The organism is Enterobacter cloacae complex sp. OE43NF, from assembly GCF_023544405.1.
Classification (GTDB): domain Bacteria; phylum Pseudomonadota; class Gammaproteobacteria; order Enterobacterales; family Enterobacteriaceae; genus Enterobacter; species Enterobacter cloacae.
The window spans coordinates 75,185-98,123 of record NZ_JAMJFW010000005.1 but is presented as its reverse complement, the minus strand read 5'-3'; the positions used below and the strand labels follow the sequence as shown (position 1 = coordinate 98,123).

At 53.7% G+C, this 22,939-nt stretch carries 23 protein-coding genes; 10 read left to right on the top strand and 13 right to left on the bottom strand.

Annotated elements, in window-relative coordinates:
* Positions 1 to 15: 15 nt before the first annotated feature.
* A complete protein-coding gene (locus tag M8370_RS04180) occupies positions 16 to 900 on the bottom strand; it encodes a MarR family transcriptional regulator (protein WP_250020540.1) in 885 nt (294 codons plus the stop codon).
* Between the two features lie 327 nt (positions 901 to 1,227).
* Between M8370_RS04180 and M8370_RS04175 the strand changes: the two genes are divergently transcribed.
* Positions 1,228 to 2,691, top strand: coding sequence for an EAL domain-containing protein (locus M8370_RS04175; protein ID WP_058651354.1), 1,464 nt, complete (start codon positions 1,228 to 1,230; stop codon positions 2,689 to 2,691).
* Between the two features lie 27 nt (positions 2,692 to 2,718).
* Here the strand turns inward: M8370_RS04175 and M8370_RS04170 are convergent, their stop codons facing one another.
* The 3 genes from M8370_RS04170 to M8370_RS04160 form a co-directional block, all read right to left on the bottom strand.
* Positions 2,719 to 2,991: an ElaB/YgaM/YqjD family protein gene (locus M8370_RS04170; RefSeq protein ID WP_013096686.1), complete on the bottom strand. Its 273-nt coding sequence runs from the start codon at positions 2,989 to 2,991 to the stop codon at positions 2,719 to 2,721.
* 106 nt (positions 2,992 to 3,097) lie between these two features.
* Complete coding sequence (locus M8370_RS04165; protein ID WP_058651353.1) at positions 3,098 to 3,766, bottom strand: epoxyqueuosine reductase QueH; 669 nt, start codon at positions 3,764 to 3,766, stop codon at positions 3,098 to 3,100.
* A gap of 83 nt (positions 3,767 to 3,849) precedes the next feature.
* Entirely contained in the window at positions 3,850 to 4,326 is a 477-nt protein-coding gene (locus tag M8370_RS04160) for a GNAT family N-acetyltransferase (protein WP_029883812.1), read from the bottom strand.
* Between the two features lie 82 nt (positions 4,327 to 4,408).
* Here M8370_RS04160 and M8370_RS04155 point away from each other — a divergent pair, with 82 nt between their 5' ends.
* Positions 4,409 to 5,338, top strand: coding sequence for a LysR family transcriptional regulator (locus M8370_RS04155; protein ID WP_250020527.1), 930 nt, complete (start codon positions 4,409 to 4,411; stop codon positions 5,336 to 5,338).
* A 72-nt stretch (positions 5,339 to 5,410) separates the two neighbouring features.
* Positions 5,411 to 5,698 (top strand): DUF6966 domain-containing protein, encoded by a 288-nt coding sequence (locus tag M8370_RS04150; RefSeq protein WP_058678945.1) that lies wholly within the window; start codon positions 5,411 to 5,413, stop codon positions 5,696 to 5,698.
* Between the two features lie 246 nt (positions 5,699 to 5,944).
* Here M8370_RS04150 and iraM read toward each other — a convergent pair whose 3' ends face one another.
* A complete protein-coding gene (gene iraM, locus M8370_RS04145) occupies positions 5,945 to 6,313 on the bottom strand; it encodes an anti-adapter protein IraM (protein WP_071843286.1) in 369 nt (122 codons plus the stop codon).
* 575 nt (positions 6,314 to 6,888) lie between these two features.
* Between iraM and M8370_RS04140 the strand changes: the two genes are divergently transcribed.
* The 3 genes from M8370_RS04140 to M8370_RS04130 all read left to right on the top strand — a co-directional run bounded on the left by M8370_RS04140 (position 6,889) and on the right by M8370_RS04130 (position 10,166).
* Positions 6,889 to 7,164, top strand: a complete 276-nt coding sequence (locus M8370_RS04140; protein ID WP_013096678.1) for a metal/formaldehyde-sensitive transcriptional repressor — start codon at positions 6,889 to 6,891, stop codon at positions 7,162 to 7,164.
* 31 nt (positions 7,165 to 7,195) lie between these two features.
* On the top strand, positions 7,196 to 8,314 hold the full coding sequence (locus tag M8370_RS04135; protein WP_023619503.1) for an S-(hydroxymethyl)glutathione dehydrogenase/class III alcohol dehydrogenase: 1,119 nt from the start codon (positions 7,196 to 7,198) through the stop codon (positions 8,312 to 8,314).
* Positions 8,315 to 8,474: 160 nt separating this feature from the next.
* Positions 8,475 to 10,166 carry a methyl-accepting chemotaxis protein gene (locus M8370_RS04130; RefSeq protein WP_040020822.1) on the top strand — a complete coding sequence of 564 codons (1,692 nt, stop codon included), beginning with the start codon at positions 8,475 to 8,477 and terminating at the stop codon, positions 10,164 to 10,166.
* Positions 10,167 to 10,247: 81 nt separating this feature from the next.
* Here the strand turns inward: M8370_RS04130 and M8370_RS04125 are convergent, their stop codons facing one another.
* The 4 genes from M8370_RS04125 to M8370_RS04110 all read right to left on the bottom strand — a co-directional run bounded on the left by M8370_RS04125 (position 10,248) and on the right by M8370_RS04110 (position 15,324).
* Positions 10,248 to 12,632 carry a glucose/quinate/shikimate family membrane-bound PQQ-dependent dehydrogenase gene (locus tag M8370_RS04125; protein ID WP_250020526.1) on the bottom strand — a complete coding sequence of 795 codons (2,385 nt, stop codon included), beginning with the start codon at positions 12,630 to 12,632 and terminating at the stop codon, positions 10,248 to 10,250.
* Between the two features lie 266 nt (positions 12,633 to 12,898).
* Positions 12,899 to 13,822 (bottom strand): LysR substrate-binding domain-containing protein, encoded by a 924-nt coding sequence (locus M8370_RS04120; protein WP_014831860.1) that lies wholly within the window; start codon positions 13,820 to 13,822, stop codon positions 12,899 to 12,901.
* Between the two features lie 165 nt (positions 13,823 to 13,987).
* Positions 13,988 to 14,872 carry an SDR family oxidoreductase gene (locus tag M8370_RS04115; RefSeq protein ID WP_013096673.1) on the bottom strand — a complete coding sequence of 295 codons (885 nt, stop codon included), beginning with the start codon at positions 14,870 to 14,872 and terminating at the stop codon, positions 13,988 to 13,990.
* 62 nt (positions 14,873 to 14,934) lie between these two features.
* Positions 14,935 to 15,324 carry a YdeI family stress tolerance OB fold protein gene (locus M8370_RS04110; protein ID WP_013096672.1) on the bottom strand — a complete coding sequence of 130 codons (390 nt, stop codon included), beginning with the start codon at positions 15,322 to 15,324 and terminating at the stop codon, positions 14,935 to 14,937.
* Positions 15,325 to 15,462: 138 nt separating this feature from the next.
* Here M8370_RS04110 and M8370_RS04105 point away from each other — a divergent pair, with 138 nt between their 5' ends.
* From M8370_RS04105 to M8370_RS04090, 4 genes are read left to right on the top strand one after another with little or no spacing between them, the layout of a single operon-like run.
* Positions 15,463 to 15,966 carry a hypothetical protein gene (locus M8370_RS04105; RefSeq protein ID WP_058678523.1) on the top strand — a complete coding sequence of 168 codons (504 nt, stop codon included), beginning with the start codon at positions 15,463 to 15,465 and terminating at the stop codon, positions 15,964 to 15,966.
* A 9-nt stretch (positions 15,967 to 15,975) separates the two neighbouring features.
* Entirely contained in the window at positions 15,976 to 16,422 is a 447-nt protein-coding gene (locus tag M8370_RS04100) for a DUF421 domain-containing protein (protein ID WP_013096670.1), read from the top strand.
* A gap of 11 nt (positions 16,423 to 16,433) precedes the next feature.
* Positions 16,434 to 16,940 (top strand): 2-oxo-tetronate isomerase, encoded by a 507-nt coding sequence (locus tag M8370_RS04095; RefSeq protein ID WP_028027876.1) that lies wholly within the window; start codon positions 16,434 to 16,436, stop codon positions 16,938 to 16,940.
* Positions 16,941 to 16,957: 17 nt separating this feature from the next.
* Positions 16,958 to 17,944 (top strand): SDR family oxidoreductase, encoded by a 987-nt coding sequence (locus M8370_RS04090; protein WP_020688581.1) that lies wholly within the window; start codon positions 16,958 to 16,960, stop codon positions 17,942 to 17,944.
* On the opposite strand, the gene M8370_RS04085 is transcribed toward M8370_RS04090, so the two are convergent.
* The 4 genes from M8370_RS04085 to M8370_RS04070 all read right to left on the bottom strand — a co-directional run bounded on the left by M8370_RS04085 (position 17,945) and on the right by M8370_RS04070 (position 22,932).
* Positions 17,945 to 19,570, bottom strand: a complete 1,626-nt coding sequence (locus M8370_RS04085; RefSeq protein ID WP_250020525.1) for an alpha-amylase family protein — start codon at positions 19,568 to 19,570, stop codon at positions 17,945 to 17,947.
* 8 nt (positions 19,571 to 19,578) lie between these two features.
* Positions 19,579 to 20,589 carry a cytochrome d ubiquinol oxidase subunit II gene (gene cydB, locus M8370_RS04080; protein WP_020688583.1) on the bottom strand — a complete coding sequence of 337 codons (1,011 nt, stop codon included), beginning with the start codon at positions 20,587 to 20,589 and terminating at the stop codon, positions 19,579 to 19,581.
* Positions 20,589 to 21,992, bottom strand: coding sequence for a cytochrome ubiquinol oxidase subunit I (locus M8370_RS04075; RefSeq protein ID WP_013096665.1), 1,404 nt, complete (start codon positions 21,990 to 21,992; stop codon positions 20,589 to 20,591). The genes cydB and M8370_RS04075 overlap by 1 nt, the downstream gene beginning before the upstream one ends.
* A 67-nt stretch (positions 21,993 to 22,059) precedes the next feature.
* Positions 22,060 to 22,932, bottom strand: a complete 873-nt coding sequence (locus M8370_RS04070) for a manganese catalase family protein (RefSeq protein WP_020688584.1) — start codon at positions 22,930 to 22,932, stop codon at positions 22,060 to 22,062.
* Positions 22,933 to 22,939: the final 7 nt, after the last annotated feature.

Sequence of the window (22,939 nt, the reverse complement as noted above, 5' to 3'; positions counted from 1 at the left end):
CCGAACGCCCCAGGATTATACCGGGGAGATTACATCCCCACCCTGGCGTCGCTCCTTCGGAACCACGTTGATGTAATGCGTGACATAGGCAAAATATAACCCGGCATAATTTTCGACGAGCTGCATAAATGCAGGATAAATGGTCATTCGGCCATCCCCTCTGTCTTTAAGATAACCTGCCTCTTGCGGGGATTTAATTATGCGCGCCACGTGGATACGTGAGACAAAAAACGCTTTCGCCAGCGTGCCGGGCGAATAATCAATTATCGCGCCATGTGCAGTTTTGTTTTTAATAGCCTGCAAATATAAATACAGCATAATCATTCGCCCTCCATCTTTATCAATAAATAACCCCACTTCCGGTAACACGGCTTTGAAGGTTAATCCGCGAAACAGATACTCAGCCGCCCGGCGGAAAAAGTTATTTCTCAGAATATCGTTATCTAACAGGTTAAGGTCGATGTTAAATGTCGGGTAAAGAATACTGACGGGTATAAATGCGCCGCTCATGTAACGTTTTAGTTCATCCAGTCCTTTTTGCGTGGGGGCGATGCGCGTCTTTCGGCGATCCTCCATACAGCGCCAGGTCTTAATCCGCCCGGTAGTTCTCAGTAAGGTGATGATAGCAATAACGCTGTTGGGACTGGCGATTTTGTATCGCGAACATAATGCTTTTATCTCTGAAACAGATTCGGCCTGATTGCCGAATATAAAACAACACATGGCAAGAATAATATTGAACCGTGATTCCTGGAGCATTGTTTTGTAGAACAAGGGTTGTTTTTTATAGATGCTGTCATTGATTTTGTAGTGTTCTATTATTGCCTCGCTAAACCGCGGGTTGTTCTTAATAACATCCCTTCGATGTAGCAAGGCCCTGGATGAGATATGATTATCCATAGCATTTTCTCTTTTTGAGCAAGCCGACGTAATGAAGTGTCCAGACTTCTTTTTCGGAATTTTCATTATACCTTGCAGGGAAAACATTTTCCGTCGTTATTTGCAAAGATTGTTATATTTGCACAGCATATGGATCCAGGCGGTGATTAACGCAAAGATGTTGCAGGGCGAGACGTTGATAACGGTTTATTAACCTACGGTGGTAAGATAAAATTAACCTGTTACGCAGGTTATATTCAGGCTTGTGACATTTCCGCATGTTTTTAGTCTCGATGTGCTGGTCATTATTGACCAGGGCAACGGTGTTTTTGTACCCAGGAGCGCATTATGATTCAAAACAATTCTCACAATAATCATGATTGTCATGCACAGGAATTTGTTATTTCAGCCTGCAGTTTTACGTTCCAGGGGTACCGTCTGTTACTGAAAGAGCAGGGAGGGTTGGCGTCACAGGTGCGTTTTGAGGATGACGTCGCAAATCGGGAAGATGTCTACACTATTATCAAAAATCAGGACGCTAAAATTACGGTCTTTCTCGGGGAAGAGATCGTGGATCTTTTGCAGAGCCTCAGGCACCTTGCCGATCTTCTTAACACACTTCCCGTCATCCGCCCGGTCACTCTGTATGGCAATATACCTGACAGTTGGCTGTACGGGACCTTGCGTAGTTTATTGAATAACAATCAAAAATTATCTCTGATCCGCATCGCCAACAGCGGCGATATTATTGCGCGTGTTCAGAAAAAAAATGACGCATGCAGGGACAGATCTCGCTCATTGCAGGATCATCATGCGGACTGTAGCTTTAAAGACCGTCAAAAAGGGCTCACAAACAGAGAACTTGATGTCTTATTAAATTTCTACCGGGGCATGTCGGTAAATAAACAGTGCAAAAAATTTGGGCTGACGAATAAAACGGTATATACACATCGCAAGGCCGGTTTAAGAAAGCTGCAATTAATCCAGTTGTGGTATAAAAATTCTCAGGGTTTTTCTGCGTCAGGGAGTGGGGAACGGCAGGGCAAAATAGAATCACTGTCCAGTACTGAGGTGGATGTCTTTAATGCGCTGCTTAAAAGGGAGATATTTCCTGCGTATCAAATCATCACCGATGAAAATAAAAAAGGTGTTGGGTTTGAGATTTTATTACGCTGGAACAAGAACGGTAAAATTATCAAGCCTGCCCATTTTCTTACCGGGGTGAAAAATCGTGAGCTATGGTTGAATATCACGGCGCTGGTGCTGCATGCCGCTGTTTCTGGCATCAACAAATATAACGGGAAATATTATTTTTCGGTGAATATACCGCCGGAACTCGCGGCCGGAAATGCCTTGCCCGAGATGGCCAAAAAAGCCATCAAGATGCTGCTCAAACCCCAGTGGGCCGGGAACCTGGTCTTTGAATTTGCTGAAGATATTGATGTGACCAAAGATAAAACCATCCCAGAAACCATGCGTCGCCTGCGCAGTACGGGGTGTCGGTTATTCCTGGATGATTGCTTCTCCAGCCATCAAACCATGTTTCCGGTGAGGCAGGTTCATTTTGATGGTTTAAAGCTTGACCGGGATATTGTCGGAAAGTTTGTCGCTAATGACAATGATTACAAACTTATCAAAGCGATTCAGATATACAGTGACATGACCGGCAGCGAATGTATTGCAGAGGGGGTGGATAGCGAAGAGAAATTTGAAAAGCTGGTGGCGTTAGGCGTAAAAAGTTTCCAGGGATATTATCTTTCCCGCGCCGTGAAAGAGGAGGAGTTAGATCGCATGGTAAGATTGTTTAGCTAATAAAATAAGGCCCCGTGGGGCCTGAGATTATTTACGGCCGAGTAACAGGCCCAGAACAATACCCACTGCACCAGCCGCAATCAGGCCGGTTAACGGGTTATTTCTGACTGCCTCAGTGACATCAGAAACGGCATCACTGGCCTGCGCAGCATATTTTCGTGCTGCCCCTTTCACCTGATGTTTAGGGGAGTCAACGAATTCACCAAACTGCTGCTGAGCAGAGCCCGTCAGTTCGTCGAGTTTATTTTTGGCTTTATCACCAGCATACTGTGCGTTTTTATCAGCGTCGAAATCAGACATTGTTACCTCCTTTTGTGGATAATTAAAGGATAGCCGCTATTTCAACATCTGAGAGCCGTAATGCGGATTCAGGCGCGTTTTAGGATATGTCTCCCTTCGCGCCGCCTTACTCTTCAGACTCGTCTTTGCCGTAAAACAGTTTGCCAATTTTGATGAGAGGACGCCCCTGCGACTTACGGTGAAGGTTGCTGTCACGCAGGGAATATACGCATCCGCAGTACTCCTGCTGATAAAACTGTTCGCGCTTGCTGATCTCAATCATCCGCGACGATCCGCCTTGCTTGCGCCAGTTATAATCCCAGTAGACCATGCCCGGATAGTGGGCTGCCGCGCGCTGACCACAGTCGTTGATCTGCTGCATATTCTTCCAGCGCGAGATGCCAAGGGAGCTACTGATCACACTGAAACCATTTTCCGCCGCGTATAACGCCGTGCGTTCGAAACGCATATCGAAACACATGGTGCAGCGGATCCCACGTTCAGGCTCCCATTCCATCCCTTTTGCGCGTTCAAACCAGTTGTCCGTATCGTAATCCGCATCAACAAAGGGCACGCCGTGTTTTTCCGCAAAACGAATATTCTCTTCCTTACGGATGAGATACTCCTTTTGCGGGTGGATATTGGGGTTATAGAAGAAGATGGTGTAATCAATGCCTGAGGCCTGAATGGCCTCCATTACCTCGCCGGAGCAGGGCGCGCAGCAGGAGTGCAGCAGCAGTTTGTCAGCGCCGTTTGGCAGGGTAAGTTGAGGACGAATGAAGGGGGCTGTGCTCATGGTATTCAACAATATGTTAATGAAATTTATGGAATTGTAGCATAGATCCCGCACAGCCGGGATCTCTGCACAGCGCGCGCCGTTTACCCGGCAAATTTCAGCAGCGCTTCTCCATCCAGGCGATAGCGCACCCACTCGGACTGCGGGAGCGCGCCAATGCTCAGATAGAAGTCGATTGCCGGCTGGTTCCAGTCCAGTACGCTCCATTCCAGACGACCACACTGGCGTTTTACGGCGAGCTGCGCGATATGTTTCAGCAAGGCTCTTCCCGCGCCTTTACCGCGATAATCCGGGGATACATACAGGTCTTCCATATAGATACCGTTGCGGCCAAGCCAGGTTGAATAGCTGGTGAAGAACACGGCATACCCAGCGATCTTACCTTCATACTCCGCGATCAGCGCTTCGGTTTTACTGTCTGCGCCAAAGAGGGTTTCGCGGATCTCGTCCGGCGTGGTGATCACTTCTTCCGGTGCTTTTTCATAGACCGCCAGCTCATAAATCATGGCGTAAATGGCCGCCGCATCCTCGGGGCGGGCCTGACGAATGGTAATGCTCATGGTATTTCCTGCATGTTTTGCGATTGATGGCGCTAAGCATACGGAGTATTGTCCGAAGAATTAAGTGCAATGAAATCAACAAATGATGAATATTATGCATCCGGCCCTGAGACGCCTTGATTTAAACCTGCTGCCCGTTTTCGACGCCATTTACCGTCACCGTTCGGTTCGCCTGGCCGCCGATGAGTTAGCGATGAGCACATCGGCACTGAGCCATGCGCTGTCACGTTTGCGAACGACGCTGAATGATCCGCTATTTTTTCGGGAAGGGCATCGCATGTCACCCAGCGTGTATGCCACACAGCTCGCGCCGTCCATTGCTTCTGCTTTGTCGTTTCTTAATCATGAGCTTACCCCGCAGCCGGAGTTTGAAGCGGCCAAAAGTAGCGAGAGCCTGCACATTGCGATTACAGATTTTACCGCGCTTTGTATATTCCCGGCCCTGATGCACACGTTGCAGGATGCCGCGCCGGGTTTGCGTTTTGAATTGCGCTATCTGCCACACAGCCCGGCGCTGACGGAGCTGCTGGCGGGCGAAGTGGATCTGGCGCTCGGTTTCAGCACGGCGGAGGAGATCCGCCATCCTGAACTGGAGGAGATAAGCTGGCTTGAAGATGAGTATGTGGTCATCAGCAACGCAAGCCGGACACGTCTGACGCTGGAGGATTATCTCGCGGCCCGCCATCTGGTGGTCACCCCCTGGAATGAGAAGCAGGGCGTGCTGGATTTACGGCTGGAGGAGTTGGGCTATACCCGGCACATTGCAATCAAAACCCCGTCAATGCTCAGCGCGCCGTTTATCGTTGCGCAAAGCGATCTGCTGATGGCCATTCCCCGGTATGCAGCCGAAAAGCTGAAGGCGGCAGTGAATATCAACATTTTTACCTTACCGTTCGCCATTCAAAAATTCGACGTGAAAATTTACTCCCATAAACGCAGCGGTCAGCGGGGCGCAACCCGCTGGCTGAAAGAAGAGTTGCAAAAATTAGCAATAGAAGTGAAAGCCGGTTAAGCGCAGCGCCAGTCGGCAGAAAGGGGCATGTCGTTGCGCGACTGCAATGACCGGTATCATCAGGAGACTGAAATGAAATCAGATGTTGGTTTTTTACTAAATAAAATCATTGACTTGCTTGTTTCATGTAATGAAAGTGTTTGGTCAAAGAAACTCATCTATTTTCGCGAACAGCTGGGCTCTGATTATGAGCAGGCCTTGTTAGGTATCAGGTCTATTTTCGCAGGGGCAGGGTCCTTTAACGACTTAATACTGCAAAATAACGGCAAAATGCTGCGAGAAGAGAACAACGCGCTTAATAGGTTACAAGATGAGCTATACAGCTTAACTAAAGCAGAGATCTCCGCGCGTAACATTTAAAGTTTAGTTAAAAGATGTGGTAGAAGACCTCTGCCACCAGGATGAATAAAAGTATAAATAATACCAAACCAAATGATTAATAACGTATGTTATCTGAGATATGGCCTCGCGCCTGCCGCAAGTCATCGGCAGGCGCGCGGGGGCCGTAACTGATAGGGTTTCAGTTGGTATCTCAGTCTAATATATGTTAAGCATGCGGTCCCTGTAACAGGGGGCAGCGGATCCAAAAGCTAACTTATTAAATGATTAGCTATCGCGGGGCACTCTTATTATCAACGGGGTTGTCTCAAATCCGTGCGGGCATTTGCGCGCATTGCAATGCTCAGCGTATGAGCAGTCTTCAGAATCCAGGTTTTTATTAAAAGGACAGGCCATTTTGTTTTTTATTTCGTCCCACAGGTTCTCATTGTATGGCGAGACGTTATAAAGGGATATTTGGTTGAACACCCCATTTACAAAAATTCCATTTTTTGTTGTATGTATTCTGTCTCCGGGCAAAAGATAGATGTCACTCTCGTACCAAATTATTAATCTTAATAATTTCAAACCAACAATGTGCGAATAAACGATTCCTGTGTTAGGGCAAATGACAGAACTTAATACTCGCCACGACATCATACTCTTCTCCATAAGATATTTTTACCTGGATTTAGGTTTAGCACGTGATTAGACATCAATCAATGTTGTAACTCATTGATATTGATCGTTATTTTAAGGTGTTGTGATTTTTCTCTATATATAACAATGGTTTGTGCAATATGGTTTCGATAATTATTTTGAATTATATATCTTACATCAAAGAGGAGTGGTTTGATTTTGACCGTTTACAGGTTCTGAACGCAAAAAAATAAGATTTCGTAGAAGCCTTTATTATTAAGGAAAATTTAATCATGGCGGAAACCATTTCATTTCAACATGTTACCTGGTTTAAAGTTTAGATGGTTTTTTGAATTATTATCAATGCTGCTTATCGATTCCAGCGAATAAAGGGTACTGGTGACGCTTTTTTTTGGCTTAGCCATAGAAAATGGCTTAATTCGAATGTTGAGGCCAGCATTTCAAAGAGAAATTATTCAGAATTACTTATGTATGATAATGCGCTTCAAGAGCCTGATAACCCTATGAAAGCAGTTGTTTACATAATGTTGCTTTAAAGGGTACCATACCCCCCTATAGTATCAGGAGGCCGTATGCCGCACTCACCCGAAGATAAAAAACGTATCCTCACTCGCGTTCGTCGCATTCGGGGCCAGGTTGATGCCCTTGAACGTGCGCTGGAGTCGGGCGACCCCTGTCTGGCCATCCTGCAGCAAATTGCCGCCGTGCGCGGCGCTGCCAATGGCCTGATGGGCGAAATGGTTGAAATTCACCTCAAAGATGAGCTGGTAACGGGGGAAACCACGCCGGATCAGCGAGCCGTGCGCATGGCAGAAGTCGGCCATTTACTGCGCGCTTATCTAAAATAAACCCACACACCACACAATAAGGGAAGACACTATGAAATCTCGCGCAGCCGTCGCATTTGGCCCTGGCCAGCCGCTCAAAATCGTTGAAATCGACGTTGCACCGCCGAAGAAGGGCGAAGTGCTGATCAAAATTACCCATACCGGGGTGTGCCATACCGATGCCTTTACGCTGTCGGGCGACGATCCGGAAGGCGTTTTCCCGGCGGTGCTCGGCCATGAAGGGGGCGGTGTGGTGGTGGAAGTGGGCGAAGGCGTGACCAGCCTGAAGCCGGGCGACCACGTAATCCCGCTGTACACCGCAGAATGCGGCGAGTGTAAGTTCTGCAAATCCGGTAAGACCAACCTCTGCCAGGCGGTTCGCGCCACTCAGGGCAAGGGGCTGATGCCGGACGGTACCACCCGTTTCTCCTATAACGGCGAGCCGGTTTACCACTACATGGGCACCAGCACCTTCAGTGAATACACCGTTTGCGCGGAGATCTCACTGGCGAAGGTGAACCCGCAGGCGCCGCTGGATAAAGTCTGTCTGCTGGGCTGCGGCGTCACCACCGGGATTGGGGCAGTACACAACACGGCGAAAGTGAAAGAGGGCGACACCGTGGCGGTGTTCGGTCTTGGCGGGATTGGTCTGGCGGTGATTCAGGGCGCGGTCCAGGCGAAGGCCGGGCGGATCATCGCGGTGGATACCAACCCGGAGAAATTCAAACTGGCGGGTGAAATGGGCGCGACCGATTTCGTGAACCCGAAAGATCACGAAAAACCGATTCAGGAGGTCATTGTTGAGATGACCGACGGCGGCGTGGACTTTAGCTTCGAATGTATCGGCAACGTGAACGTGATGCGTTCCGCGCTTGAATGCTGCCACAAGGGCTGGGGCGAGAGCATTATCATCGGCGTGGCCGGTGCGGGCCAGGAGATCAAAACTCGTCCGTTCCAGCTGGTAACCGGGCGCGTATGGCGTGGCTCAGCGTTCGGCGGCGTGAAAGGGCGCACGCAGCTGCCGGGGATGGTTGAAGATGCGATGGCCGGGAAAATCCAGCTCGATCCGTTCATCACCCACCGTTTACCGCTGGAGCAGATCAACGAGGCGTTCGATCTGATGCATGAAGGTAAATCCATTCGTACCGTTATTCATTTCGGCGACAAGTAACTCTTCTGCCAGCGGTTTTTCGCCGCTGGCGTTTCTTTAATAATCTTCTCTAAAGTGTGACCAGTGCGGCGTTTTTAGCCGTAATCTAAATCTCAGCCGTGCCGATGACTATTTAACAGGCGTGTTTTTACGCATCTTACCTACAAGAGAGTCGACGGTCATGGACAACACTACTTCGATGCCAGCGCAGCGCAAGCTGGGCTTCTTGCATCACATCAGGCTGGTTCCGCTGTTTTCCTCCATTCTCGGTGGCATTATTCTGCTATTTGCCTTGAGCGCAGGTCTGGCGGGGTATTTCCTTTTACAGGCCGACACCGATCAGCAGGATGTCACGTCTGAAATTCAGGTGCGTATGGGGCTGTCGAATAGCTCAAACCATCTGCGAACCGCGCGTATCAATATGATCCACGCCGGGGCGGCGAGCCGTATCGCGGAAATGGATGCGATGAAGCAAAACATCGCTGAGGCGGAAAAACGGATCAAGCAGTCTCAGGAAGGGTTTAATGCCTACATCAATCGCCCGGTTCGTACGCCTGAGGATGAAGCGCTGGATGCCGATCTGAAAACACGCTATGACGCCTATATCGCAGGCCTGCAGCCGATGCTTAAGTTTGCTAAAAACGGCATGTTTGAAGCCATCATTAACCATGAAAACGAAAGCGCCCGCCCGCTGGATGATGCCTACAACGCCGTGCTGCTGAAGGCGATAAAGATCCGCACCGAGCGCGCGAACGCCCTGACGGTTAAGGCACACAGCCGCACCCAGCTGGGTCTGATGTTTATGGTGGGCGCGTTTGCCCTGGCGCTGGTGCTGACGGCCATGACCTTTGTCGTGCTGCGTCGCACGGTTATCACCCCGTTGCAGCGCGCCGCGAAACGCATTGAAAATATCGCCAAAGGCGACCTCACCATGCCGGACGATGTGGCCGGACGCAGCGAAATTGGCCGCCTGACACGCGACCTGCAAACCATGCAGCACTCGCTGGAGAACACCGTCGGTACCGTGCGTCAGGGGGCGGAAGAGATCTATCGTGGCACCAGCGAAATCTCCGCAGGCAACACCGACCTCTCTTCCCGTACCGAGCAACAGGCGGCAGCCATTGAGCAGACGGCAGCCAGCATGGAGCAGCTCACCGCAACGGTGAAACAGAACGCCGATAACGCGCACCATGCCAGCAAGCTGGCGGAAGATGCCTCCGGTAAAGCCAGCCGTGGCGGCCAGATGGTCTCCGGGGTGGTTAAAACCATGGGCAATATCTCTACCAGTTCGAAGAAGATTTCCGAAATTACCGCCGTGATTAACAGTATCGCCTTCCAGACCAATATTCTGGCGCTCAACGCGGCGGTAGAAGCAGCGCGTGCGGGTGAGCAGGGGCGCGGGTTTGCTGTGGTGGCAAGCGAAGTTCGTACTCTGGCAAGCCGCAGTGCGAATGCCGCCAAAGAGATCGAAAGCCTGATCAACGAATCCGTTTCGCTGATTGACCAGGGCTCGGGCGAAGTCGTCGCCGCCGGTAATACCATGAATGAAATCGTCGAAGCGGTTAAACGCGTCACGGACATTATGCTGGAGATCGCCGCCGCGTCTGATGAACAGAGCCGTGGTATTGAGCAGGTGAGCCAGGCGATTTCTGAGATGGATAAAGTGACCCAGCAGAACGCCTCGCTGGTGGAAGAGGCTTCCGCCGCGGCGGCATCGCTGGAAGAACAGGGCGCGCGTCTGACCGAGGCGGTGGGTGCATTTCGACTGAGCGGCGCGAAGCAAGGCCGGGCGGCAACGTCTGCGCCAGTGGCGAAGAATGCGCCGCTGCGTCCGGCGGCAGCGGTTTCCGGGGATAACTGGGAGACGTTCTGAGTGGCGTGTTGTGTCGGGTGGCGGCTTCGCCTTACCCGACCTACAAATAAAAAGGGACCTTTCGGTCCCTTTTTTCATCGCTTACTTTTTATCGGGTAACGCATACGCGATAACGTAATCACCGCGATCCGGTGACTGGCGGGCGCCGCCAGCGTTAATGACGATGTACTGTTTACCGGTTTTCGGTGAAACGTAGGTCATTGGCCCGGACTGGCTGCCGACCGGCAGACGGTCTTTCCAGATCTCTTTTCCGGTGGCGGTATCGAACGCGCGCAGGTAGAAATCCTGAGTGCCGGCAAAGAACAGCAGGCCAGACTGGGTGGAGAGTGACGCGCCAAGGGTTGGCATCCCGATAGGGATCGGCATATGCATGCGAATACCCAGCGGGCCGGTATCTTCCACGGTGCCCACCGGAACCTGCCACACCAGCTTGCCGGATTTCAGGTCAACCGCGGACATCGTGCCAAACGGCGGTTTCTGGCATGGAATACCCAGCGGTGACAGGAAACGCTCGCGCATGGCGCCGAACGGCGTGCCGTCCATGGGCACAATACCCATCTCAATCCCGCTGGCGTCTTTCGCCACGCTGGCGCGCGGTACCATGTAGTTGGCCAGTCCCAGGCGCATATCGTTGACGAACATCAGCCCGTTGTTCGGATCGACCGAGACGCTGCCCCAGTTCATCCCGCCCAGTGAGCCAGGGAACTGCAGGGAACGATCGAGACCCGGCGGGGTAAAGACCCCCTGATGGCGCATCTCTTTAAACTGGATGCGGCACAGCAGCAGGTCGACAGGCGTCGCGCCCCACATGTCGGATTCGGTCAGGGTCTGGTTGCCAATCATCGGCATACCGACGGAATACGGCTGCGTCGGGGAGTAGCGTTCGCCCTGCACGTTACCCGCCGGGGCCGGACGTTCTTCCACTTTCGCCACCGGTTTGCCGGTTTCGCGGTTGAGCATAAAGATCATGCCCTGTTTACTGGTCTGCACCAGAACCGGCGTGGTTCCGCCTTTACCGTCTGGCAGATCGTACAGCAGCGGTTGAGAAGGCAGATCGAAGTCCCACAGGTCGTGATGGGTGGTCTGGAAATGCCAGCGGACCTGGCCGGTGGTGGCGTCAACGGCAACGATGGAAGAGCTGTATTTATCATCCAGCGCGGTGCGTTCTCCGGCCCAGAAATCTGGCGTGGCGTTACCGGTTGGCAGGTAAATCAGGTTCAGTTTTGCGTCATAGGACATTGCAGACCAGACGTTCGGTGTACCGCGCGTGTAGGTCTGGCCTTCCGGCGGCAGGCCGGTCAGGTTCGGATTACCCGGATCCCACGCCCAGGCCAGTTTACCGGTATGAACGTCATAGGCGCGCACCACGCCCGGCGGTTCGCCGGTGGAGAAGTTATCCGCCACGCGTCCGCCGACTACCACCACGTTTCCTGCCACCAGCGGCGTGGAGGTTTGCTGATAGTAGCCCGGTTTAATCTCACCCATACCCACGCTCAGATCCACGGTACCTTTGTCACCAAAGTCTTTGCAGGCTTTACCGTTATCGGCGTTGATGGCAATCAGGCGGGCATCGGTGGTGGGCAGGAACAGACGGCGCGGACAGGCGGCGGGCTGCGCATCAGCCTGTGACGTTGTCACGTTTTGTGAATCTTCAAAATAGCCCAGCCCACGGCAGCGCTGCCAGTTCGGGGCCGTGGCTTTGGCGTCGTAACGCCACTTCTCTTTCCCGGAATCTACATCCAGCGCCAGCACTTTGCTGTACGGCGTACAGACGTAGAGCGTGTCGCCAATCTGCAGCGGCGTGTTCTGGTCTTCCGCACCGGAGCCGTTGCTCTGAGGGATATCCCCGGTATGGGCAACCCACGCGACTTTCAGCTCGTTAACGTTCTGCTTGTTAATCTGGTCAAGGGCCGCAAAACGATCCCCGTGGGTGGTGTTACCCCAGTGTTCCCAGTTCTTCTGCTGTTCGCCAGCCGCGACCGGTTTCACCGGCACCGGCTCATTCGCCGCCACCAGCGTTTGGGGTTTAAACATCCAGCCCAGGCTGACCAGCATTGCCACGGCGATCAGCGCCGCCACGCTAAAAGCCGGGCCTTTTTTCACCGGAGTCGCACGGTTTGCCGCACGCAGGAACGGCCAGACGAGGGCACACAGGAATGCCAGCACCGCAAAGGTGAAGAGGCGTGAGAAGAGCGGCCAGAAATCCCAGCCGGCATCGCTTACCGCCCAGAACAGCGACGCGATAAACGCGATGCCATACAACACAATCCCGCTGTTGCGGTTGATGAAAATCAGGATCGCGGCAATCACCATTACCGCGCCCATGATCAGGAAGTATCCACTTCCGCCTACGGTGACGAGTTTAAAACCCAACCCGCCAACGGCCAGACCGACGATTGCCATCAGTCCGGCAAGGAGCCACTGCAGGATACGGGGTATCCCACGTGGCGCGTTGCCAAATGCCATCTCTTTCTCCTTAAGCTCCCCCGCTGCACAGCACGACAACGTGCCGGAAGTGTACCAGGTGGGTAATAAATGCAGTGGGAATAATGATTAATACGCTTGAATTCGGGGTTGATAAAACATTTACGAACCATTTGGTGAATTCGTCGCTATGATAAAACTGTTAAATTGTTTTGCGCAATTGTTAATAAATGATTTCGCATTAAATGATTAGAACGCAGGAATGACCCTCGCCCCGGGGGGAGAGGGTCAGGGCAAGGGGAAAGGAATCAGGCAGGCATCGATTTACGTATCGCGCTCAGCAGCGTCTGTGCACCTGAGGAGAGCGGCGTATCAACGCGGGTTAAAATGCCAATCGGCTCGCCGGCGCCGGGCGAGGTCACCGGCAGTGCGGTGAGCGTGCCCTGGCGTAAATCATCTTTGACCGCACCGGAGGGGACGAACCAGACGTAGTCATAATCCACGGTAAGCTGGCGTGACAGGGAGGCGGACAGGGTTTCAATACAGCCTGTCGGCAGCGTACAGCCCTGCATCTGCAGTAACGTTTCGGCATTTTGCCGTGGAACCGTACCTTTTGGTGACACGACCACCGGCCACTCCATCACCCGGCTTAGGGTTACCGTATCCTGCAACAGAGGATGGTTGGGGCGTACCACCAGCTTCAGGGATTCCAGGAACAGCAGCTCATAATTCAGACCCACCATCAGTTCAGGATCTGACATCCGTCCGATACCCAGATCCAGCTCGCCGGATTTCAGCCCCGCAAGCAGCATGGTGTTATTCATGGTGGCGACCTGCAGGGTCGTATGTTTTTGCTGTTTGTGAAACTGACCGATCACCGGCGGTAGAATGCCCAGCGCCGCCGTGGGCAGGGCACCCACACGGACAATCTCGTGCGTCTGCTCTTCTTTACGGTTTAGCGCCTGTCCGGCGGTATTGAGCGCATCAAGCACTTTTACTGCATGGGTCAGAAACTGCTCGCCGACCAGGGTCAGTTGTGCGCCCAGACGGCCGCGATCGAACAGACGGGCACCGGTCAGTTGTTCCAGCTCGTTAAGCGTTTTTGAGAGAGCAGGCTGGCTTAGGTTAAGGGTTTCAGCCGCACGCCCCAGCGTTCCCTGTTGAGCGACGGCCACAAATGTATGCAAATGGCGCAAGCGAATGCGCTGACTGAACAGACCATTTTTTTCCATAGGCGATGTTAAAAACAGAGCGATGCGGGTGACAAGCTAAGTTGTTTAATTTTGATAACTTGATAGCAAAATATTTTTAACATTTGATCTGTTTGAGTTACAACATGTTTTTGGCGGGGAGCTGAACGTCCTTGTTCATTTATTGCACATTCGGGCAGGGAAACGTTAAATCACGCCATCACCGCCGTCGGAACACCATACCTGGCCGGTCGTAAAGGAACACTCATCTGACGCCAGCGTGACGTATAAAGGTGCAATCTCCACCGGCTGGCCCGGACGGCCCAGCGGTGTGTCACCCCCAAACTGCTTCACTTTCTCCATCGGCTGGCCGCCGCTGGATTGCAGCACCGTCCAGTAAGGCCCGGGAGCCACGGCATTAACGCGAATGCCCTTCGGCCCCAGTTGTTTGGCAAGGGATTTGGTAAACACCGCCAGACAGGCTTTGGTCTGGGCATAGTCCAGCAGGACAGGGCTGGGTTTTACCGCCTGCACCGAGGAGGTGTTAATAATTGCCGCAGGGGCTTTCAGATGGCGAAGCGCCGCTTTGGTGATCCAGAACGGGGCATAAACGTTGGTTTTAAACGTGGCATCGAAATCTTCGGTAGTGAGTTCTTCCAGCGATTCCCGATACTGCTGGCGACCGGCGTTATTCACCAGAATGTCCAGCCCGCCAAGTTTAGCCACAGCTTCTTCCACCAGGTTCTGGCAGAAGGTTTCATCCCGGACATCCCCTGGCAGCGCGACGGCGTTGCGTCCTTCGGCCTTGATAAGGTCGATAACCTCTGCGGCGTCTTTCTCTTCTTCAGGCAGATAATTAATGGCGACATCGGCGCCTTCACGGGCGTAGGCAATGGCCACCGCGCGGCCGATACCGGAGTCACCGCCGGTAATCAGCGCTTTTTTGCCCGCCAGACGGCCGTGGCCTTTATAGCTCGTTTCCCCGTGATCGGGAACAGGTTGCATCTCAGAAGCCAGTCCTGGTGGCGTCTGCGGCTGTTCCGGGAAAGGGGGTTGCGGATAAGCGTTCGTACGTTGTTGAGTATCACTCATAGCTGACTCCTTAAGCCAATAGGTGAGTTAGGATGAAAATACAGCGTTAACGCTTCGCTGAGTTATTTCTGCAGATGATCGACACGCACCACGGAAGGCGATGACTTTTTATCAAGCGAACCGTTAATGCTGATCATCTGGTCTGGTTTGACTGTTCTGCCGTCAAAAACTGCTTTTGGGATAATAACGTCGATTTTTCCGGATTTATCCTGAAATACATACTTATCGCCGCTACCGTCAATAAGGTTGCCGCGCAGTGAAATGGTCGCGCCATCATGCATTTGTTTCGCCTGGTCGATGGTCATAATACGGGCATCATCCGTGCCGCGATAACCGCTATCCAGTGCATGCGGAGGAGGCGGTGCTTCACCCTTTTGTAACCCGCCGTTATTATCAGCCCATGCGGTTGGCACCATAAATATTAAAAAAGCGGAAATAAGTGATAATTTCATCTGATATCCTTCATTTAAGGTGTCTTGACTTATTAAGTATTGTTGCTATTCCTTTATGTGGCAAATGTGATAAGTCTTAAAAACATTCGCCATACAAAACAGAACGTTTGGTAAATAAGCGAAACGGTGATAGCTACCATGAATGATAAAAATGAAAAGTTACCCGGGATAAATGAGAGTTATCGCTTGCTGAGGTTTGAATATGCATTTCGCCAGGTCGGATTTATTGTGTTACTGAGTATTATCATCGCGGCGATTGCTGGTCTGTTTTCAAGTGGGATAGTGAGTGACACGGAGAAAACCAATTCTGCAAAATCCCTGACCCTCAACTATGAGCGCTTTGCGCGTCGGCAAACGGAGTCGCGACTTCAGCTGACCTTTCCGGTCAACAACGAGGGCAAATACACCGTGAGCATGACCAGCGAGAGCAGCGACGCCTACGAGCCGGGCAGCGTCTGGCCGCAGCCAGACAGCATGTACAGCCGCGGGAACACGCTCTATTTTGTCTATAATCATCTTGAAAAATCGCCACATTTTGCGGTCTGGCTGTTCATTACCCCGACCAGAGGCGGTAAATGGCACAACGTCATTCGTGTAAACAACCTGCCGGATATTCCTTTCTGGCAATTTATTTACCCTTAGGAGGCTGCCATGGATATGGTTTTTAGGGCGTTGGCGATTTACCTGTTTCTGGTGGTGGTCTTCAAAGTTGCCGGACGACGTGCGTTGCTGCAGATGACCAGCTTTGACCTTATTCTCCTGTTAATTATCAGCGAAGCAACCCAGCAGGCCCTGCTGGGGGAGGATTTTTCGGTCACGGGTGCAATGATAACCATCACCACGCTGGTGGTTGTGGATATTATTTTTGGACTGATGAAAAAGTATTTTTCGCCGGTGGAGAATATTCTGGATGGCACGCCGGTAATTCTGGTTGAGAACGGCGTGCCCTTAGCAGATAAACTCAAAAAGGTCGATGTTTCATGTGATGATATTCTGGTTTCGGCCCGGCAGAATAATGGTATTACAAAGTTAAGCGAAATCAAATATGCCATTCTGGAACGTAATGGCCATATTTCCATTATTCCTGAGAAAAAATGAGAGGCCTGATGATGAGCAATCTATACCACGACAACACCATTACCGTGGCTGAACTGACCAAAAAACTGGCGAGCAGGTTAATCGATGCCGGGCTTCGCTTAACAACCGCAGAATCCTGCACCGGCGGGAAGCTTTCGGTAGCGCTCTGCGCGGAAGAGAACACTGCCGATTTTTATGACGTGGGGCTGGTCGTCTTCAGCGATAGCGCGAAGGAGAGGATCCTGGGCGTAAGCCCGGAAACCCTCGCGCGGTTTACCGCCGTCAGTGAACAGACCGTCACCGAGATGGCGGCCAGCATCCGCGACATTGCCCAGGCCGATGTCAGTATCGCCATCAGCGGCTATGCCGGGCCGGAAGGGGGAGAAGACGGCACGGCGGCGGGGACCGTGTGCTTCGCCTGGAATATTGGCGGAAAGACGGAAACGAGCAGGGTGCTCTTTTCCGGCGACTGTCAGGACGTGGTGGAAAAAGCGGTGCATTACTCGCTGGCTGAATTAGTGACGAAATTATCGGGCTGAAATAACGCGGAGGTTTTATGGCTGTGATGGTCATTACTGGCGGGACGGCGGGCGTGGGGAAAGCCACGGCGCTGCACTTTGCAAAAGCAGGCTACGATGTGGGCATTATTGCGCGCGAGGAGACAAGCCTGCACTCGACCCAGGAAGAGCTACGCCGTTTTGGCGTCAATGCATTGGCCGTGCAGGCGGATGTGGCCGACAGTCAGGCGGTGGTGGATGCCGCCAACGAAATTGAGTATCGCCTTGGGGCGATAGATGTGTGGGTCAATAATGCCATGGGAGCGGTGCTGGCGCCGTTTCGGACCATGACGCCGGATGAATTTCGCCGCGTCACAGAAGTCACCTACCTTGGCTACGTGAACGGTACCCGTGCCGCGCTGGAACTGATGGTGCCGCGCGATCGGGGCGTGATTATTCAGGTTGGCTCCGCGCTGGCCTACCGCTCCATTCCTCTGCAGTCCGCCTACTGCGGCGCCAAAGCCGCGATCCGGGGCTTTACCGATGCGGTGCGTACCGAGCTGATGCATGAGAACAGCCGGGTGCAGCTCGCCATGGTCCAGATGCCGGGGCTGAATACGCCGCAGTTTGAATGGGCACGGAATAAGTTTGCCTGGGCGATGCGCCCGGTTCCGCCGGTGTTTGAGCCGGAAGTGGCCGCGAGTGCCATTTTCAGGGTGGCGCAAAAACCGGTGCGCGAGCTGTGGGTGGGCAGCAGTACCATCCAGTCGATTGTCGGCCAGTTCCTCTTCCCCGGCTTTCTTGACCGCCTGATGGTGAAAAAGGCCTGGGAAGGGCAGATGACCGACACCCTGAACGCAGAAGACCGGCGGGATTACCTCGACCAGCCGGTCAACGACCTGCACAAAATCCACGGCCATTTCTCCGCTGAGGCGAAAACGCGCGCCAGCGCTGTCTCCTCTGGCGCGCCCGGGAAAGTGCTGCTGGGCTCCCTGGCCGTCGCAGGGATTGTGCTCACACGCCTGATGCGCGGCCGCAAAAAGTAGTCAGCGCAGCGCGCTACGGTTTGTCCAGAACCAGCGATAGCCGTAGCCGCCTATATCCAGCTCAACGGTTTTGCCGCAGACCAACGCATCCTCGTAGCGTTTGTCTGCCAGACAGGCGGTCCAGGTGGCGTGGCGGATCCCTCTGGCGGTGAAGGTCACCGGTTTATCGCTGAAATTAACAAAGGTAAGAATGCTGCGATCTTCAGCCTCGTAGTAAATCCCCAGCACTGCATCATTATCGATGGCGATAAGATGAAACGGCGCTACGGCAATCTCCGGGAATTCAGACCGCGTGTTGGCGATATCGATAATCCGGTGCAGCAGAGAGTTGCGGTGCAGCAGCGAATCCGCCACGTTAATTTTCTGATAACGATAGGGCCCGTGGTCAATGATGGGCGCGATAAAGCTCTGCGGGTCTGCGTCAGAGAAGCCACCGCCCTGAGAGGGCGCCCACTGCATGGGTGTACGCACGGCGTAACGCTCTTCTAAATCCAGATCATCACCCATGCCGATTTCATCCCCGTAGCGCATAACGAGCACCCCGGGCAGGGAGAACAGCACGGCGTGGCAGAGCGCCAGCCGCTTCTGGTCGCCATTCAGCATGGGCGCCAGGCGACGGCGGATCCCACGCTGGTACACGTTCATCTCTTCATCCGGGGCGAACGTGTCGAGGACGAACTGTTTATCCTTTTTACCGATCCCCTCCAGATCCAGCTCGTCGTGGTTACGCAGCCAGTTGGCAAAGCAGCAGGAGTCCGGCGGGACGATCATTTTCTTCACCGCATTGCGCAGCGGGCGGGCGCTTTTCCTGGCCAGGCTCACGTAGAAATATTTATTAAGCCAGAAGTTAAGCACCAGATGCAGGCGGTCGTTATTGCCGAAATAGTCCTTGTAGGCTTCCACTTCTACGTCAACTTCACCGAGCAGGATCGCCTGCGGGTTATGTTGGGTAATCAGGCGGCGCAAGTGCTCCAGGATCCACAGCCCCTTTTTCTCGTCACCGCCTCCGGCCTGGGTGGTGAGATGCGACGCGGCGTCCAGACGGAATCCCGATACGCCGAGCTTAAGCCAGAAGAGGATAATGTTCTCTATCTCTTTAATTACCGCAGGTGAGGTGAGGTTGAGATCAGGCTCGTGGCGATAAAACATATGCCGGTAGTATTGACCCGCCTCGTCATCCCATGTCCAGATGCTCTTTTCCACGCCGGGGAACATCGGAGGCGTATCGTCATCGTCATTATCTGACCACAGATAATAGTCGCGAAAGGGGGATTTCGGGTTGCGCCGGGCCTCCTGAAACCAGGGGTGGGCGTCCGACGTATGCTGGATCAACAGCTCGATAATGACCTGCATCCCCAGCTCACGTGCCTGCTCAATAAAAGCGATAATATCCGCCAGTTTGCCGAACCGGGGGTCGACCTGCAGGTGGTCGCTGACGTCATACCCTTCGTCCAGAAAAGGGGTAAGGTAAAACGGAGTGATCCAGATTACTGTCGCCCCCATGCGGCGTATATATCGCAATTTGGCCGTTATTCCGGCGATGTCTCCGCAGCCATCGCCGTTTAAATCGTAAAACAGTGCCGTATCAATTTGATAAATAATGGCCCGTGTATGCCATCCTGCCATCCTGCACCTCAGTGGTAACCTTCTGTATCAGAAACTTTTCCCCGAAAGACGTAGTAACTCCAGGCGGTGTACACCAGGATCACCGGAATAATCAGTAACGTCCCCACCAGCATAAAGAGCTGGCTGGCGGGCGGGGCCGCGGCATCCCACAGGCTAATGCGCGGCGGAATAATGTTCGGCCACAGGCTGATGCCCAGTCCGCTAAAACCGAGGAAGATAAGCCCAAGCGTCAACAGGAACGGACGCGCGTGGCTGGCCGGGTTGCGGGTCAAGCGCCAGATCCACAGGCTAAATACGCCTACCAGCAGAGGCACCGGCAGGAACCAGAAGAAGTTAGGCAGGGTAAACCAGCGCTCGGCCACGTACTGCCAGCCGAGTGGCGTCCAGATGCTCACCACCGCGATGACGACAATCAGCGCCAGCAGCACGTGGCGGGTCAACTCGCGCATGCGGTTTTGCAGTGCACCTTCGCTTTTCATGATAAGCCACGTGGTGCCCAGCAGCGTGTAGGCCACCACCAGCCCGATACCGCAGAAGAGGTTGAAGGGGGTCAGCCAGTCGAGGGCAGACCCCACGTAGCGTCGGCCTTCTACTTCAAAACCGTTGATCACCGCGCCGACCACCACGCCCTGGCTGAAGGTGGCGAGTAGCGAGCCTCCCGCAAAGGCATAGTCCCAGAACTGGCGGTGAGAGGGCGTCGCTTTGAAGCGGAACTCAAAGGCGACACCGCGAAAGATAAGACCGATCAGCATGGCGGTAAGGGGAATGGTGAGCGCATCGATGATCACCGCATAGGCCAGCGGAAAGGCGCCAAACAGCCCTGCGCCGCCCAGCACCAGCCAGGTTTCGTTGCCGTCCCAGACGGGGGCCACGCTGTTCACCATCACGTCGCGCTCTTTAGCATCGCCCACGAAGTTAAACAGCAGACCGATCCCCAAATCAAAGCCATCCATGATGATGTACATCAGGGTGGCGAAGACGATGATGGCAAACCAGATAACCGAGATATCGACGCCCATCAGATTCTCTCCTCTTCCGGAACAGACTCAGCGGCAGACAGCGGACGGGCGGGAGTGCCCGAGGTGTTTGAGGTTAGCGTGTCCACCGGCTGTGGTCCTTTCTTAATCAGACGCACAAGGTAGACATAGCCCACGCCAAACACCGAGCAATAAACGACGATGAAGGCCAGCAGGCTGATGCTCATCTGCAGCGTGCTATGCAGAGAGACCGCGTCGATGGTGCGCAGATAGCCGTAGACCACCCACGGCTGGCGACCCACTTCGGTGGTCACCCAGCCTGCGAGCAGCGCCAGCAGACCGGCTGGCCCCATACAGAGGGCAAACCAGTGGAACGGGCGCGAGTGATACAGCCGGTGGCGATAGCGTAGCCACAGGCTCAGGACGCCGAGGGCGATCATCAACAGCCCCATACCAACCATAATGCGGAACGACCAGAAGACGATGGTGGAATTAGGGCGATCTTCTTTCGGGAAATCTTTCAGCGCGGGGACCTGTTTATCCAGACTGTGGGTCAGGATCAGGCTGCCGAGGGCCGGGATCTCAAGCCCGTATTTGGTGCGCTCCTCTTCCATATCCGGCAGACCAAACAGCAGCAGCGGGGTGGCTTCCCCTGGCGGATTTTCCCAGTGCCCCTCGATGGCGGCGATTTTGGCAGGCTGATGTTCAAGCGTGTTCAGGCCATGCATATCCCCGACTACGGCCTGAATGGGGGCGACCAGCAGGGCCATCCACATAGCCATCGAGAACATTTTGCGAATGGCGGGCGTGTCGTTGCCGCGCAGCAGGTGCCAGGCTCCCGACGCGCCCACAAACAGCGCGCTGCACAGGAACGCGGCAATGGACATATGGATCAGCCGGTACGGGAAAGAGGGGTTGAAGATGACGGCCAGCCAGTCTTCAGGGATCACCTGGCCGTTCTCAATGGTGAAGCCCTGCGGGGTGTGCATCCAGCTGTTAGAGGCGAGGATCCAGAAGGTGGACATTAGCGTGCCCAGCGCCACCATGCAGGTTGCGAAGAAGTGCAGTCCCGGTCCAACCTTGTTCCAGCCGAACAGCATTACGCCGAGAAAACCGGCCTCCAGGAAGAAAGCGGTTAATACCTCGTAGGTCAGCAATGGCCCGGTGATGCTGCCTGCAAACTGAGAGAACCCGCTCCAGTTGGTGCCGAACTGATAGGCCATGACCAGCCCGGACACAACGCCCATACCAAAGTTGACGGCAAATATTTTGAGCCAGAAATGGTACAGGGAGCGCCAGACGTCGTTTTTGGTACGCAGCCACATCCCTTCGAGCACCACCAGATAGCTGGCAAGCCCGATGGTGATCGCCGGGAAGAGAATATGAAACGAGACGGTAAAAGCGAACTGAATTCTCGCCAGATGAAACGCGTCGAGTTCGAACATGGTCCGTACCTCTGGAACGATGGGGCACGAGAATTACCAGGCAGCGGGAGCTGCCTGGCAAAACCGGTTACGGTTTTTTCTTACCGGCGCCTAGCTCGGCACCTGTTAACGGGTCGGCGTTCGGATCGGATTTTGTGCGAGCAGACATCGCCTTGACGAGCGTAGCCTGTTCGGTCGAAAGCGTCACGCTTGCACTCCCGTCTCCACCGTCAACCGCAGGTTGGGGGGCCTCAACGTAGTCGAAATGCTTATCGCTGTTCCAGCTTCCGCGGACCTCGCCACCTTCAGACATATTGTAGTACTTGTTGGTGAATTCCTCGATTGGCGGCAATTTCCCCGGCGGGAAATTATTGCGAATAGACTGAAGCGCCTTCTCGAAGGAGAGCTGGTGCGCCGCCTCTCGCGTCATCAGAAACGCCAGTGCATCTTTCACCCCGGGATCGTCTGTCACGTTGATCAGACGCTCATAGATGATTTTTGCCCGCGCCTCTGCGGCCACGTTCGAGCGCAGATCCGCCGTGGGTTCACCAATGGTATCAACATAGGCCGCCGTCCAGGGCACACCCGCGGAGTTAGTGAGCGGGGTACCGCCGCCGTAGAGCAGGGAGGTGATATGGCTGTCGTTGCCGTTTTCGGTCATGGACCGGTACAGCTCGGCTTCGTTCTCTACCCCTTCCGCCAGCGCGCCTTTGGCCCCTTTATTCAGCATGCCGACCAGCGTCCCGATGATTTCGAGGTGGCTCAACTCTTCGGTCGCGATATCCATCAGCATATCTTTACGGCCAGGATCGTCATCACTCAGGCCCTGGGTGAAGTAGCGGCAGGCGGCCGCCAGTTCACCCTGCGGCCCGCCAAATTGTTCCAGCAGAAGATTGGCGAGGCCGGGATTCGGTTCAGCAACGCGAACCGTGTATTGCAGCTGTTTGACGTGTCGAAACATACACTCT

Bases quoted from the DNA above. Each gene is read 5' to 3' on its own strand.
- M8370_RS04180 (WP_250020540.1), bottom strand. From the start codon at position 900: ATGGATAATCATATCTCATCCAGGGCCTTGCTACATCGAAGGGATGTT.
- M8370_RS04175 (WP_058651354.1), top strand. From the start codon at position 1,228: ATGATTCAAAACAATTCTCACAATAATCATGATTGTCATGCACAGGAA.
- M8370_RS04170 (WP_013096686.1), bottom strand. From the start codon at position 2,991: ATGTCTGATTTCGACGCTGATAAAAACGCACAGTATGCTGGTGATAAA.
- M8370_RS04165 (WP_058651353.1), bottom strand. From the start codon at position 3,766: ATGAGCACAGCCCCCTTCATTCGTCCTCAACTTACCCTGCCAAACGGC.
- M8370_RS04160 (WP_029883812.1), bottom strand. From the start codon at position 4,326: ATGAGCATTACCATTCGTCAGGCCCGCCCCGAGGATGCGGCGGCCATT.
- M8370_RS04155 (WP_250020527.1), top strand. From the start codon at position 4,409: ATGATGAATATTATGCATCCGGCCCTGAGACGCCTTGATTTAAACCTG.
- M8370_RS04150 (WP_058678945.1), top strand. From the start codon at position 5,411: ATGAAATCAGATGTTGGTTTTTTACTAAATAAAATCATTGACTTGCTT.
- iraM (WP_071843286.1), bottom strand. From the start codon at position 6,313: ATGTCGTGGCGAGTATTAAGTTCTGTCATTTGCCCTAACACAGGAATC.
- M8370_RS04140 (WP_013096678.1), top strand. From the start codon at position 6,889: ATGCCGCACTCACCCGAAGATAAAAAACGTATCCTCACTCGCGTTCGT.
- M8370_RS04135 (WP_023619503.1), top strand. From the start codon at position 7,196: ATGAAATCTCGCGCAGCCGTCGCATTTGGCCCTGGCCAGCCGCTCAAA.
- M8370_RS04130 (WP_040020822.1), top strand. From the start codon at position 8,475: ATGGACAACACTACTTCGATGCCAGCGCAGCGCAAGCTGGGCTTCTTG.
- M8370_RS04125 (WP_250020526.1), bottom strand. From the start codon at position 12,632: ATGGCATTTGGCAACGCGCCACGTGGGATACCCCGTATCCTGCAGTGG.
- M8370_RS04120 (WP_014831860.1), bottom strand. From the start codon at position 13,822: ATGGAAAAAAATGGTCTGTTCAGTCAGCGCATTCGCTTGCGCCATTTG.
- M8370_RS04115 (WP_013096673.1), bottom strand. From the start codon at position 14,872: ATGAGTGATACTCAACAACGTACGAACGCTTATCCGCAACCCCCTTTC.
- M8370_RS04110 (WP_013096672.1), bottom strand. From the start codon at position 15,324: ATGAAATTATCACTTATTTCCGCTTTTTTAATATTTATGGTGCCAACC.
- M8370_RS04105 (WP_058678523.1), top strand. From the start codon at position 15,463: ATGAATGATAAAAATGAAAAGTTACCCGGGATAAATGAGAGTTATCGC.
- M8370_RS04100 (WP_013096670.1), top strand. From the start codon at position 15,976: ATGGATATGGTTTTTAGGGCGTTGGCGATTTACCTGTTTCTGGTGGTG.
- M8370_RS04095 (WP_028027876.1), top strand. From the start codon at position 16,434: ATGAGCAATCTATACCACGACAACACCATTACCGTGGCTGAACTGACC.
- M8370_RS04090 (WP_020688581.1), top strand. From the start codon at position 16,958: ATGGCTGTGATGGTCATTACTGGCGGGACGGCGGGCGTGGGGAAAGCC.
- M8370_RS04085 (WP_250020525.1), bottom strand. From the start codon at position 19,570: ATGGCAGGATGGCATACACGGGCCATTATTTATCAAATTGATACGGCA.
- cydB (WP_020688583.1), bottom strand. From the start codon at position 20,589: ATGGGCGTCGATATCTCGGTTATCTGGTTTGCCATCATCGTCTTCGCC.
- M8370_RS04075 (WP_013096665.1), bottom strand. From the start codon at position 21,992: ATGTTCGAACTCGACGCGTTTCATCTGGCGAGAATTCAGTTCGCTTTT.
- M8370_RS04070 (WP_020688584.1), bottom strand. From the start codon at position 22,932: ATGTTTCGACACGTCAAACAGCTGCAATACACGGTTCGCGTTGCTGAA.